This is a genomic window from Streptomyces sp. NPDC051578 (genome assembly GCF_044454045.1).
Classification (GTDB): domain Bacteria; phylum Actinomycetota; class Actinomycetes; order Streptomycetales; family Streptomycetaceae; genus Streptomyces.
Window position 1 is genome coordinate 700,271 of the sequence record NZ_JBITDH010000002.1, and the last position, 12,977, is coordinate 713,247.

The following is a 12,977-nucleotide window of genomic DNA, read 5'->3' on the forward strand; positions in this document are numbered from 1 at the left end:
CCGTGACCGAGATGCGTGCGAAACGCACGCATCTCTCCTTCGTCCTGCAAGGGAACCGCCATGACGCGCACCGGTATCGAGGCCGCCCTCAACGATCTGATCTTCAACCGCGACCTCACCGTCCAGGAGGCCGCCGACCTGCACTTCACCCCGGAGTACCGCCAGCGCACGGACGGCGAGTGGGCCGACCGCGCCGGGTTCGTCGAGCACATCACCCACGTGCGCGGCGTCGTCGCCGGCGGCCACGTCGAGGTGCACGAGGAGCTGTACGACGGCAGCAGGTACGCCGACCGGCACACCGCCCACATCACGAAGAAGGACGGCTCGACCGTGCGCATGGAGGTGTACGTGTTCGCCGACCTTGCCCCCGACGGCCGCTTCGACCGCATCGAGGAAACCACCCTGATGCTCGAGGGCTCCGCCGCCGACCGCAACATCGGCAGCGCCCGCTAGTGCTGTGGCGGAAAGGCTTGCCGGTTCACGGCGTCCGGTGAGGTGCATCGCAAGGAGAAGGGCCGCAGTTCGTACTCGCCGTACTCGCGCGGTCCGACGACGCAGCGAGGCGTCGTGCCGAGCGTCGCGAGCGATGAACCTTTCCCGTCACATCACCAGGGACGGTGGGACCGGCGGCGGCAGCGGCTGCCATTCAGCGGCCGAACGCGAATTGCCTCACCACGAACCATCCGATGCCCTGATGGGGCCCTGTGCCGGGACGGCTGCAACCCCCGACTACATCCCTCCGGACTTCACCTCGCCCGGCCTCAGCCCCCATCCCGCTCTGCACCCCCGCCCGACCCGCCCCGACTACACGGGCCCAGAACGCCAGCCGGAGTGACACCCCGACGGGACCGTCAGCGGACCGGGGGAGGCTGGCCCCATGCGTCCCGCTACGACAGAAGGGCCCGGATCCATTGAGGATCCGGGCCCTTCCCATGTGGTAGCGGGGACAGGATTTGAACCTGCGACCTCTGGGTTATGAGCCCAGCGAGCTACCGAGCTGCTCCACCCCGCGTCGGTAACCCCACCTTACGGCACGATCGGGACGTGCTCCGACGTTTTCCGGCAGGACGCCAGTCACCGGCACCTGGGGACGACGAAGTCTCCCTTAAGGTCACGGTCGCGGGACGGTGCGCACGCCCGGGGCGGTCGTACTGCGGCTGGGCGGACACCTAGATCTGCTCGAAGTGGAAGGAGCGGATGAAGCAGTCTCGCGGCTGGCCGATCGCGAACAGGACGCAGTCGAGCACGGATTGAGCGGCCAACGGGTCGCCTGCGGTTCGGGAAGCTTGATCCCAGGTGAGGTGGAGTGGGTCGCCGTCCGTGAAGTCAGGCGGGTAGAGCGAGATGACGCGGATGCCCTCGGGGCGGAGCCGTCGGGAGAGGACGTCGGCGAAGCCTGCCTGGGCGGCTTTGGCGGCGTAGAACGCGGGGTGTGCCCGGGAACGGTGGTTGCGGGTTTCCGCGACCGAGGAGACCAGGTTGACCACGTCCGCGCCGGCAGAGGCGCGTAGCAGCGGCAGGAGGTGTTTGACCGTCAGCAGCGTGCCGGTGGCTCCGGCAGCGATGGTGTCGGTGATCGCCTCATCGTCGGCGTCCCACAGATCGACACCTTCCAGGTAGCGAGCGCCGTTGTTGATCAACACATCCACCTGGTCGGTGTGGCGGGTGATTTCCTCCGCGAAGGCCCGTATGGAGGCTGGGTCGGCCAGATCACAGGCGAATGCTTCGGCTTTCGCCCCGGAGTCGCTCGCCACCGCGTCGGCCACTCTCTGTGCTGCGACCAGAGAACGCGCGGACACGAGCACGCGGGCACCCAGTCGACCTGCCTTCAAGGCCGACGCTCGGCCCAACCCACGCCCGGCCCCGGTCACCACTATCGTGCGCCCGGTGAGATCCACGCGTACACCTCCTTTCGCTCCGCGTTGCCACTGACGCTAGTCAGCAAGATCGGCAGGCGCATGAGGCTGTGGCCCTACGCCCCTTGACCGATATCCATGTCCGTCTCGGGTGGGAACCAGGTCGGACGGCAGGACGGACACGGTCATACCCCCTACTGCACCGCCGCGCGGCCTGCCGGCCGAGCCGGAACGCAGCAACGGCGATCACCATCTCCATGGCGAGGACGTGGTGACCGCGCTGCGGGTCACCAAGGCCGCTCAGCGGCTCGGTTTCACGCTGGAGGAGGTCGCCGAGCTCCTGGAGGCAGGCCGCCACCGGCACGGCCGCCCCGTGGCCTGGCTGCGACGAACTGACCGTGTGCGCGTCCAGCACCTGCCACGCCATCCCCCTCAGGACCTCGCCCGGGAACGTCATGCCGGCCCCTGCTGCTGCCCGTCCCCAGCTCACCCCAAAGCATGGGGGCCTGGCCACGCCGGCCTGCGTGGCATGCTGCGCGCCGCCCGTCCTGGTCACCGCCCGGGTTCGTCGGCGCCGACGCCGGGGCGGTGGTGGGCTGGCTGCCCGCCCCCGCCGTCGCCCTGGCCGTGCTCGCCGCCGGAGCCCCGAAGGCCGTGGCCGGCCGTCAGACGTCCGTGCCGTCGGCGATCACGTCGAGCGTGCACTCGACGGAACCGAGCTGGGTGTCCAGATGCTTGCTCCACCGCCCCTTCGGCTGCAGGACGGCGTGCGGGGCTACCACTGCGGTGATGAACCGGCGGATCTCGGTGAGCCTCTCGCGGACCACCGGGCCCGGACCCCGAGAGCGGTCTTCGCCGATGTGCCACTGCTTGCGGCCATGGGGCGCCGCTACTGGGGGACGTCCATGTGGAGGCGGATGGTGGTGCCTTGGTCGGGGGTGGAGCGGATTTCGACCAGGTCGCAGAGTTGGTGCGCGAGCCACAGACCGCGGCCGCCGCTCTGGTTCGCGTCCGGGCGGGTGCGGCCTGCCATCACGTCGGAGATGTAGCCGGCGTCACGGAATTCGGACAGGAACGTGGAGTCCTGCACCCAGGTGCGCAGGGTTCCTCGACCCCCGCCGTGGCGGATGCTGTTCGTGGCGATCTCCGTGACGGCCACGGCCAGCTTCGGTAGCCGGTCGTCTGGGACGCCGGCGTCGGAAGCGCACTGGGAGACCTTCGAACGGATCGCCGCCAGGTCACCGTGCGTGTAGCTCAGCTCCTGAAACGGATCGCAAGGGTCGGCCAGGGCCTCGAAGGGGTATTCCTCCGCGGTGAGGTACTGCTCGTTGCGTACGTACCGGTGGTCCTGGCGGATCAGCGGATGGCAGCGGGAGAGAGACTGCAGGGCGTCCTGGTCCCCATCGGCTGCGTCGTAGGGGCACAGCATCGACCAGGCCGGGCTTTGCGCGAAGGCCCGGTTCAACAGCCATTCGTGATAACGCATCTCGGAGAGATGAGCGGCGTTGCGGGCCTGATGCCAGGCGGTTTCGCCGATGCCTCGTACGGGCCTGTCTCCCTCGCCCCGCTCGCTCATCCAGGCCGTCCAGGCGGCGATGAGCCGGCCCGGACTGGGGCTGGCCGTCGTGTCGACGAAGGTGACGGCCGGCTCGTCGGCCAGTTCTTCCCGCAGCAGCGAAGCCCTGTCCGATGGAACGGCGACGACCACTGCCTCTTCGGCCTCCAGCGCCTCGCGGATGAAGCCCAGCGTCCCGGTCAGGAACTGTGCTTCCCCACGATAGGGATAGAACTGGTGACGGAATCCGTTCGTGTCAGGTTCGGAGGGGTGCGCGGGCATGGTCATGGTCATGCGGCCATCACCACCGGTACGGCGTCGGTGGCGTAGCCTGCGAGTTCCCAGCACAGGCGAACTGTGTCGCTCGCACCTTCCACCACAATCCTGCGGCCTGGAAGGTGGCGGGCCGCATCGACGAGGGCCTGCATTCCCGCAGCGTCGATCATCTCAAGCGTATCGAAGCGCAGTTTCATCATGGGCGGGCGTTGTAGCGCTGCGCGTACGGCAGCGTTGAATGCCGATGCACATTCCGAATCGATCACTCCGTCAACGCTCCAGATATCGGCGCCCGTGCTGAACATCCGGAAGGCCGGACGTCCAGCCCGTTTGCCCATCTCGTGCGGGTGCACACATACCACGTGTTCCAGCGTAGTCGCCTGCCACTGCGAGGGGTGAAATGTGCATACCACCATGGCGCCGCTCTCCGAGGCGAACTCGTCCAGCTTCAGCTCCCGGGACAGCCAGTCCTCGGCGCTGTCAGCGCCTGCCGCGGGGATCCCCTCGGCAAGCACACGTACCGATCGGTATCCCTCACGTGCTGCGGTCCGTGCCTCGCGGCGAACTGCGTCCAGAACGAAGTCGGGGTCTGTGGGGTGGGGAAAATCCAGCATCACCGAAGTGGAGGGCACAGCGACACGCGGGAGGCCGGAAATGGCGCCGCCGGATCCGACGACCACGATCTTGTCCCCGTACAGGGCTCCGTCCGCTACATAGGCCCGCGCGCCGGAAGGGGATCCGGCAGCCTCATCCATGAGCCAGCAGACGTGGTCACCGAGCTCGACCTCGTCCAACGTCGCCAACGCCCGCGCCGCTCTCACCTCGCCCCTTCCCGGCCTCCCGGCCCAGTCCTGCGAACCAGCAGAATACTGCGCCCGGCCGAGTGATCGTTAAGCCAGACGCTCTCAAGCAGAGAGCCGCAGGACCGCCGACCGCGAGGCACTCATCGCCCTCATGCGGACAACACTACGTCTGGTGTCCGCTGTCCTCGATTCCGCTGCTCCAGGGAGCAGCGCCATGATCCGGGACAACGGTCCCGCACCGGTTCAGCCGCCCGACCCGCCCCCGTCCACAGGGGCGCGCGGCCCGCGAGGAGGGCGCCTGGTCCGGCGCCTGACCGGAATGGACCGCGAGGAAGGGGGAGAGGCATGGTGATGACGGGCAGGCAGCGCCGCACTGCTCGCAGAGTACCGGCGCTCGGGCGCCGTGCACTCCCCTCAGGTGGCCCCCGACCGGCATGGCCGAAAGGTCCACATCACCGAGACGTGCGGGCCCGACCGGCCGAACCTGATCGCGTACGTGCTCACCACGACCGCACCGGCCTACGACGTGCAGGTGAGCGAGAACATCCACGCCGGCCGGGCCCAGCAGAACCTGATGCGGGCTGCCAGGTACGGCCCCGTCCGCGGTGCCGGGCCGGGTGCGGGCGGTCGAGCGGATCGGTTCGGGGGCCGGGGGTCGGCCGGTGACGCGGCATGGCCGGCCGGCCTGCGCGCTACCCGTGGGTGGCCCGGTGGGCGGGGTCGTCCACCACGCGGTGCTGCACGCGTGCGCGCCGCAGGAGTGCAGGGCGTGCCCGGCACGACTGCGGCGATCTCCCCGGAGTCCTGAGATCAGCGTGACACCGGGGGCCCACCGTCCCGAGGCCGCTGGCTCCGTGGTGCGGTTTGCCGAACCGCCGATTCGGCGACAGGCACGATCGATCGCCGTCCTCCGTCCGCCGAGGATGAGGGCACCGCTGAGACGGCGACGGACATCGCAGTCGCTCGGCTTCGTGTTCCAGGCGTTCAATCTGATGCCCGCCCTGACGGTCGCGCAGAACGTCGAACTTCCCGGTCGGCAGGCGGGCGAGCAGCCCGACCGGGGCCGGGTGCAGGACGCCCGGGTGGGACTCGCCGGGCGCGAGCGGGACCGGCCAGGGCAGCTGTCCGGCGGACAGCGGCAGCGGGTGGCCATCGCCCGGGCGCTGGTCTTCCGCCCCCGGTGCTGTGCTCGGCGGCTCTCCGCACCAAGGCCTCGGGACGGGTGCGTCGTAGCGCATGGAATAGCCGGACGCTACGTGGAAACGCATGAGCCGCCGCTCCACGTACGCCTGGATCCCGCCGCCGGACAGCTCTCGGAGGCCTCCAACGTCACCGCGGACCAGATCCGCGAGGACACGCCATCCTCGGCGACGGGCTCGTCACCGTGCAGAACCAGCACTCGCCCGGCGTCCGCGACAGCGAGCCGCAGCGGCGGCTGCGCACCGAGCTGGGCCTGACGTTCCTCCCTTGGAGCCTCCTCGGCGGCATCACCCGGAGCGCCGTCGAGGGACGCTCCGGCCCGACGTCCAGGGGCCACCGCCTTCCACAGCGCTGCGGCCGCGCGCGGCGTCAGCCCCCAACAGACCTCCTCGCCGTGGCTCTTGACCCCCTTGTCTCTCTGATCCCGGTCCCCAGAGCCAGCCGTCCCACCCCCCAGCACCCATTCCGCGGGGCCGCAGACCTTCGAATGAGCGAGGACGAGCTGGCCTGGCTCAACGGCAAGTTGCCGCACTCAACCGCACCAGGATCCCAATCTACGCGCGGGTGGAACTAGTTCCGCGGTCCGTGCATCTAGCCGTATGGCGGGGGCCCACACGGCACCGCCGTACGAATATCTGCACAGCGTGAGTGGCAAGGCGGGGCTGGGATGAAGGCGAAGACGGTGGCGGGCGGTCCTCAGGGCGACCCGAGGCTCCAGGGAACCACCACGAGAGGGAAGGCCCCTGACCGCACGCGCGAGGAACCGGACACGGTGGACGTCACCGGTGCCGACCGCGCGCCGGAGGAGGGCGGTGCCGGTGTCGCGGACGGCGAGCCCGAGGCTGTGGAGGACACCGCTCAGCAGGAGACGGACGGCGGGGGCGACGTCCCCGGCGTATCCGCGCCGGCGGAATCCGCCCCCGCCGCGGGCGGCGCCGAAGCCGGGGCCCGGGGAGAGGCCGAGCACCCGCCGGTTGAGTGCACGGATGGCCCGGGCTCGGAGGGGGGCACGGAAGCCAAGACCGGTCGGGGGGCCGACGGAACGCACGTACTCGCTGCCCCCGCACGTACCGCCGACGAGCCCGAAGACGACACCGAGGCCGATGGCGCGGCGGCCGCGTCACCCGCCGCCGTACCCCCGCCGCCGGGCGCCGAGCCCACCGCACCCGATGCTCCGGCCGAAAGCGACGAGCCCGAGGGCGCCGCTGGGCCCACCATCGAGGCCGAGCCGGACGACACACCTACGAGCCCCACGGACGCCGGCGAGGCCGAGGCGAGGGCCGAGGAAGAGGCCGAGAAGGAAGCCGCCACGACGGCCGGTACGAAGGTCGGGGAAGAGGCCGACGAGAAGGCGGAGGAGAGGACCGACGGCAAGGCCGACGAGACGGCCGTCGGAAGTGCAGGGACGAAGGCCGTGACGACGGCCGACGGCACGCTGACGTCCACCGAGCCGACGAGCGAGGAGGCCAAGACCGGGGCCGCTCCGGCCTCGACGGCCGACCCGGCCGATGCAGGCCAGGCGGGCGATGCGGGCGACTCGGGCGAGGACACGCGCACCGTCACCTTCCGTGCCCCCGACACCGCCGCGACCGCCCGGCAGCCCGAGGCCGACGCCGCGGCGGACACGTCCCGCGGCGGCAGCGAGACGCATCGCGGGCCGAGCAGGGAAGCCCGGCCCCCGTTCGCAGGAGAGGCCGACGCCGCGGCGGGCGACGAGCCAGATGCCCGAAGCGGACGGTCCGTTCCCAGCCCCAACGCCGAGACCGCGCCCGGGAACGGCGGCCGGAAGGCGCCCGCATGGGCCAGGCGGGAGGAGGGCGGCCCGGAGCGGACGAGCCAGTTCGCCGCCCTCAAGCCGCTCGACGCGTCGGCGCGCGCCACGGCACGACCCGACGCGGCACCCCACGCCCACCCCACCACCTCGCCCAGGGCGCCGCTGGACCTGCTGGCCGAGCTCACCAACACGCCCGCCCCGCCGGAGACCCCCCGCCGGACCGCGCTGCGCCGCGTCAAGGTCTGGACGCCGATCCTGCTGCTCCTCGTCGGTGCCTACACCGGCGCCCAGTTGCTGCGCCCGCTGCCGTCGCCCCGCATCGTCGCCGCCGAGAGGCAGCACACCGCCGACGGGCAGTTCTCCGTCCCGTGGCCCGCGAAGGGCCAGGGGGCCGTCCGGGTCTCCGGCTCCGGGGACGTCGGCACGTTCGGCGAGCAGAAACCCGTCCCCATGGCCAGCGTGGCCAAGGTGATGACGGCCTACGTCATCCTCAAGGGCCACCCCCTGCGCAAGAACGACCCCGGTCCCGACATCACGATCGATGCGAAGGCCGTGGCGGACGGCAACTCCGACAACGAGTCCCGCATCCAGGGGCTCGCGGCCGATACGAAGTTCAGTCAGCAGGACATCCTCAAGATGCTGATGATCAAGTCGGGCAACAACGCCGCCCGGCTGCTGGCGCGCTGGGACACCGGCAGCGACTCCGAGGCCGCGTTCGTCGAGAAGATGAACGCCGCAGCCAGGGAGCTCGGCATGCGGGACACCACGTACACGGATCCCAGCGGTCTGGACGCCGGCACCGTCAGCACCGCCGCCGATCAGCTGAAACTCGCCGAGGCGGTGATGAAGGACGAGGTCTTCCGCACGATCGTCGCCATACCCAGCGCGCCCATCAAGGGCCTGCCAGATCCGCTCATCAACAACAACGACCTGCTCAGCGTCCAGGGCCTCAGCGTCCGCGGCATCAAGACCGGTTCCAGCACTCCGGCCGGCGGAGCGCTGATGTGGGCGGCGTACAAGTCGGTCGGCGACGAAACGCCGCTGATCCTCGGCACGTTGATGGAGCAGCGCGTGGACGGCCCGGATCCGAACGCGGCCAACAGCCTGGCCCTGGTGCTGGCGAACAGCAAGAGGATCATCGAAGCAGTACGGACGGCCCTGGCGTCCACCACGCTGATCCGCAAGGGAGACACCGTCGGATACGTGGACGACGGCCTCGGCGGCCGCACGCCGCTCGTGGCCACGAAGGACCTGAACGTGATCGGTGTCCCGGGTCAGCAGTTCGAGCTGACCCTTGCGGCCGGCTCCTCGCCGCTTCCGCACGTGGCGAAGGCGGGCACGGAGGTGGGTGCCCTGACGGCCGGTGACGGTGCAGGGGCCAAGCGCGTGCCGGTGGCCGTCCGGCGGCCCCTCAGCGAGCCCTCACTCACCAGCAGGCTCACCCGCCTCCGCTGACCGGTCCCGCGGCCGGTCCGGCCCGCGTCCCGGGCCGGCGGGTCGGGCCGGTCCGCGCCACCCGGATCATGCGGAGCGGGAGAGGAGCCGTGCCACCCCCGTCGGGCCGGGATTGGCGTGGTGGCGCCCCGCCAGGCGCAGCCCAAGCCAGCAATTGCAACCCGGTCGCCAGAAGGCGACCGGCCTGCCGTCGACCGCGGCGTCGGCGTCGACGCGACGCTGCGCCTCCGCCGCGCTGACGGACCTGGGGAAGACGAGGGCGAGCCCATTCCCGGGAACAGGAGGAACGTCCGTCGTGGACGGCCGGCTCGGCTGGCCGTCCTGACGGCTGTGCCCGCCCGGATGACCAAGGGCCCCTACAGCGGGCGAAATCGCCACGTGAGACACGGTCTAAGGGAGTACGGCTGACGGTTCGCCGTTGAATTTATCGACATTTGCCGATAGTGGCCGCCTGTTTTGAACGGCCAGAGCACGCCCTCGAGCGGCTGCCGCAGCCAGCTCGGAGTACCGGCCGTTTTCGTCCGCGCCGAGGGCGATCTCCGGAGATTGATCACGGCTCCATACGCACCCTGGTTGTCGTGTCAGAAAACGTTTGCCCTGCCGCGTCGCCTGGCACATCAATCGCCAGGCGGCATGGCTGCATGGCGGCGCGGCGGGGTGGAGGGCTCCGGGCGCGGCACTACCGTCATGAGGGTGACGGAAATCAATGCCGACCAGCGGTGGTCCGAGTCGATGCCAGTGGCCTATGAGCAGTACCTCGTGCCGGTGGTCTTTCGCCCTTTCGCCGAACAGCTGACCGCGACGGCGGCGGCACTCCACCCGCGCCGAATCCTCGAACTGGCCGCGGGAACAGGCGTGTTGACATCGAGCCTGCTGGCGGCAGCGCCGACGGCCGAAGTGACAGCTACAGACCTCAACGAGGCCATGGTCGCTTTCGGGTCGGCCCGGGCGCCGGGAGCGGTGTGGCGGCAGGCCGACGCGCAGCGGCTGCCGTTCCCGGGCGCAGGCTTTGACCTGGTGGTCTGCCAGTTCGGCGTGATGTTCTTTCCCGACCGGGTCGCGGCCTTCACGGAGGTCCGGCGGGTGCTGGCCTCGGGCGGCCGGTTCTTGTTCAACACCTGGGGCCCACTCGCGACGCACGCGTTCGAAGTCGCGCTGCAGGCAGGGCTGGAGCGGGCCTTTCCGGTCGACCCGCCGCAATTCTTCCCTACGGTTCCGCATGGCTACGCTGACCCCGCTGTCGTAGTCGCTGATCTGGCCGCTGCCGGGTTCACTGTCGAGGAGGAGCAGGAGCTGACTCTTCAGGGCCGGGCCGCGTCGACCGCTGACCTTGCCACCGGGTACCTCACCGGGACACCAGTGCGCGCGGCCGTTGAGGAGCGGGGCGACGGACCCTCTGTCCGGGCAACCGTCATCGAGGAGATGACTGCCCGTTTGGGCCCGGGGCCGGTCACAGCCCCGATGACGGCGTACGTCTTCCGCGCCGTGGCCTGACACAGGACGCGCCCGCGCCGAGTAGGCGTGAGCCGAAGCACGACCCGGAGGTTCTGCGCACCCGCCGAGGTGGACGGCGTGCCCGCCGCACGGTCGTTCCGGCTGGTCAACGACGTGCCGGACCGCTCCTTAGCTGGCTAGTCCGCGTCATCGCGCGGGTGGTGCCGCGGCTTGTGCTGCTTGTGACGTCCCATGATGTGCCTCGCAGACGACGGCCGTGTACGGGTCAGATGGTCCGCCCAACCTCGACCGCCAGACCGACGCCCGGGTATGCCCAAGAGTCGACGCTCATCCATCCGGGCCTCGGCCGCACCCGGTACGTCGACCGCAGCGTGAGTGCCGGCAGTCCGGCCGCAGCGACGGCCTCTTCTTTGCGCGCGTGCGTCGGAGCCAGCTGCCGAGCGCTCCCGGTCGGGGTGGGTCAGGAGGACATGATGAAACGCAGGGCGGGGCCGGGGGCGGTGATCCAGTAGGTGACGCGGGCACCGTCGTCGAAGGACACCTGGCCGGGCAGGGAGACGTTCGCGGGATCGCTTGGTTTGCTGCCGGGGTTGGGGCCCTGGAGGCTGAGGGGAATGGTGTTGGTGTCGTAGGTGTCCATGTGGCCGCCGCTGGCGAGGAGAGCTGCGTACGCCTTCTCACCCGGAGCGAGGGCGGCGGGCGCGTCCTTGCTGTCCTTGATCACGGTGATCGGGGCCCTGGCGTAGGGGAACCTCAGGTAGGGATATTCGTAGAGGTTGCACTTCTTGTTACCGGTGTTGGTGACCGTGAGGAGGAGGTGCCGGACCGGCTTGCCCTTCTCGTCCTCATCCGTCGCGGAGAACGCGAGGTCGGTCACCGCACACGCGGCAACCGCGGCAGGCGCAGTGGGGGATGACGCACCGGCGGTGGGGGTCGGCCCAGTGAGGGTCGGCGCAGTGGGGGAGGGCTCGGTGGACGAGGGTGCACTGGCGGTGGGCGCAGCGGGAGAGGCCGCATCGGCCGTGGGCGCAGTGAGGGAGGCGGCGGCGGGGGGTGGTGCGGGGTGCCGGTGGGGCTCCGGGCCGCCGAGGGCCGTGGTCAGGCCGAACGCGAGGGCTGCGACTACCGCGACGGTGCCTCCAGCGAGGGCGGCGTGCCGGCGACGGCGCCGGGAAACGGCCCGGCGTCGGACATCCGCGCCCGTCGTCGGCGCGGGGCTGGCGGCGCTGTCGGCCAGCTCGCGCAGGGCGGAGGACAGGTCATCGGGCACGGTCTTCCTCCTTCTCCTCGCTGCTTCCACCAACCACTTCGACCTCACTCGCCGGTAGCAGCTTGGCGAGGGCTGCGCGGCCGCGTGACAGGCGCGCCTTGACCGTACCGGTCGGTGCGCCGGTCTCGGAGGCTACTTGCTCCACACTGAGGTCACACAGGTGGTGCAGCACTATTGCCAGACGCTGGGACTCTGGGAGCTGTCGCAGCGCCGCGACGAGGGCGACGTGCTCGGGACCGGGTCCAGGGGCGTGATCGGGTGGCGGGGTGCGGCGTACCAGCTCCAGCCACCGCCGCGCCCGCCGCCAGTGGCTGACCGCGAGACGCATCGCGACGGTGCGGATCCAGGCTTCGGGGGGCTCGGTGGAAAGGAAGTCACGCCGCCGGTCCCAGGCACGGATGAAGGCTTCCTGGACAACGTCCTGGGCCTGGCCATGGTCACCGGTGAAGGAGTACACCTGGCCGACGACCCGTGGGAACGCCGACGCGTAGAACGCGTCGAACTCGTCCTCCGTCATACCGCCCCCTCGGTCCCAAAACTTTTCCGATCCGCATGCAACCCGCTGACTCCTGGCGTGCGTACAGGTCGTGTACAGCGAAGAACACCACATAGGGGGCTCTGTTGACCAGCGGAAACAAGGCAATCAGGAAGGGGGCGGCCGCGGCCGTCCTCGGTGCGCTGCTGCTCGCAGCCACGGCATGCGAGCAGAGCGGGGCCGACGTATCGGGCCACTCCAAGACCTCGGAGCAGCCGAGCGCGACGGACTCGCCGAAGACGGGGGAGACGGCTTCGCCGAAGCCGAACGAGGCTTCGGCGAAGCGCAGCGGTGATTCGGCGAAGCCCGGCGGCGGTTCGGGCAATGCCGGCGGCGACGCTGGTAAGGGCGACACCGCCGCGGTTGCCGCGTGTGCGGTGACCGACCTCGCGTTCTCCGCGACGGATGAGGACGAGAAGGGCAAGCCGGTCCGGCACCTCCTCCTCACGGTCACCAACACCGGTAACAAGAAGTGCAACCTCTACGAATATCCCTACCTGAGGTTCCCCTACGCCAGGGCCCCGATCGCCGTGATCAAGGACAGCAAGGACGCGCCCGCCGCCCTCGCTCCGGGTGAGAAGGCGTACGCAGCTCTCCTCGCCACCGGCGGCCACATGGACACCTACGACACCAACACCATTCCCCTCAGCCTCCAGGGCCCCAACCCCGGCAGCAAACCAAGCGATCCCGCGAACGTCTCCCTGCCCGGCCAGGTGTCCTTCGACGACGGTGCCCGCGTCACCTACTGGATCACCGCCCCCGGCCCCGCCCTGCGTTTCATCATGTCCTCCTGACCCA

The 12,977-nt window shown here is 70.3% G+C and carries 10 protein-coding genes, 1 tRNA gene and 2 pseudogenes; 6 read left to right on the forward strand and 7 right to left on the reverse strand.

The window, feature by feature from the left end; all coding sequences use genetic code 11:
- Positions 1-60: 60 nt before the first annotated feature.
- Positions 61-453, forward strand: coding sequence for a nuclear transport factor 2 family protein (locus tag ACIA6C_RS14260; protein WP_361138697.1), 393 nt, complete (start codon positions 61-63; stop codon positions 451-453).
- Between the two features lie 482 nt (positions 454-935).
- On the opposite strand, the gene ACIA6C_RS14265 is transcribed toward ACIA6C_RS14260, so the two are convergent.
- Positions 936-1,012: transfer RNA gene (locus ACIA6C_RS14265), tRNA-Met, on the reverse strand.
- A 157-nt stretch (positions 1,013-1,169) separates the two neighbouring features.
- Positions 1,170-1,898 (reverse strand): SDR family oxidoreductase, encoded by a 729-nt coding sequence (locus ACIA6C_RS14270; protein WP_399275582.1) that lies wholly within the window; start codon positions 1,896-1,898, stop codon positions 1,170-1,172.
- 229 nt (positions 1,899-2,127) lie between these two features.
- Here ACIA6C_RS14270 and ACIA6C_RS14275 point away from each other — a divergent pair.
- Positions 2,128-2,238 (forward strand): annotated as a pseudogene (locus ACIA6C_RS14275) (MerR family DNA-binding protein); the annotation flags it as partial.
- 283 nt (positions 2,239-2,521) lie between these two features.
- Here the strand turns inward: ACIA6C_RS14275 and ACIA6C_RS14280 are convergent.
- The 3 genes from ACIA6C_RS14280 to ACIA6C_RS14290 all read right to left on the reverse strand — a co-directional run bounded on the left by ACIA6C_RS14280 (position 2,522) and on the right by ACIA6C_RS14290 (position 4,481).
- Positions 2,522-2,683: a hypothetical protein gene (locus ACIA6C_RS14280; RefSeq protein WP_399275584.1), complete on the reverse strand. Its 162-nt coding sequence runs from the start codon at positions 2,681-2,683 to the stop codon at positions 2,522-2,524.
- Positions 2,684-2,745: 62 nt separating this feature from the next.
- Positions 2,746-3,705, reverse strand: a complete 960-nt coding sequence (locus ACIA6C_RS14285; protein ID WP_399275586.1) for an anti-sigma factor RsbA family regulatory protein — start codon at positions 3,703-3,705, stop codon at positions 2,746-2,748.
- Complete coding sequence (locus ACIA6C_RS14290; protein ID WP_399275588.1) at positions 3,702-4,481, reverse strand: MEDS domain-containing protein; 780 nt, start codon at positions 4,479-4,481, stop codon at positions 3,702-3,704. Before ACIA6C_RS14290 ends, ACIA6C_RS14285 begins: the two co-directional genes overlap by 4 nt.
- 923 nt (positions 4,482-5,404) lie before the next feature.
- Here ACIA6C_RS14290 and ACIA6C_RS14295 point away from each other — a divergent pair.
- The 3 genes and pseudogenes from ACIA6C_RS14295 to ACIA6C_RS14305 all read left to right on the forward strand — a co-directional run.
- A pseudogene (locus ACIA6C_RS14295) lies at positions 5,405-5,668 on the forward strand (ATP-binding cassette domain-containing protein); the annotation flags it as partial.
- 689 nt (positions 5,669-6,357) lie between these two features.
- A complete protein-coding gene (locus tag ACIA6C_RS14300; protein ID WP_399275590.1) occupies positions 6,358-8,919 on the forward strand; it encodes a serine hydrolase in 2,562 nt (853 codons plus the stop codon).
- A 687-nt stretch (positions 8,920-9,606) separates the two neighbouring features.
- Entirely contained in the window at positions 9,607-10,413 is an 807-nt protein-coding gene (locus tag ACIA6C_RS14305) for a class I SAM-dependent methyltransferase (protein ID WP_399275592.1), read from the forward strand.
- Between the two features lie 421 nt (positions 10,414-10,834).
- Here ACIA6C_RS14305 and ACIA6C_RS14310 read toward each other — a convergent pair whose 3' ends face one another.
- On the reverse strand, positions 10,835-11,644 hold the full coding sequence (locus ACIA6C_RS14310) for a DUF4232 domain-containing protein (protein ID WP_399275594.1): 810 nt from the start codon (positions 11,642-11,644) through the stop codon (positions 10,835-10,837).
- Entirely contained in the window at positions 11,634-12,161 is a 528-nt protein-coding gene (locus tag ACIA6C_RS14315) for a SigE family RNA polymerase sigma factor (protein WP_399275596.1), read from the reverse strand. The genes ACIA6C_RS14310 and ACIA6C_RS14315 overlap by 11 nt, the downstream gene beginning before the upstream one ends.
- 104 nt (positions 12,162-12,265) lie before the next feature.
- Here ACIA6C_RS14315 and ACIA6C_RS14320 point away from each other — a divergent pair, with 104 nt between their 5' ends.
- Positions 12,266-12,973: a DUF4232 domain-containing protein gene (locus ACIA6C_RS14320; protein ID WP_399275598.1), complete on the forward strand. Its 708-nt coding sequence runs from the start codon at positions 12,266-12,268 to the stop codon at positions 12,971-12,973.
- Positions 12,974-12,977: the final 4 nt, after the last annotated feature.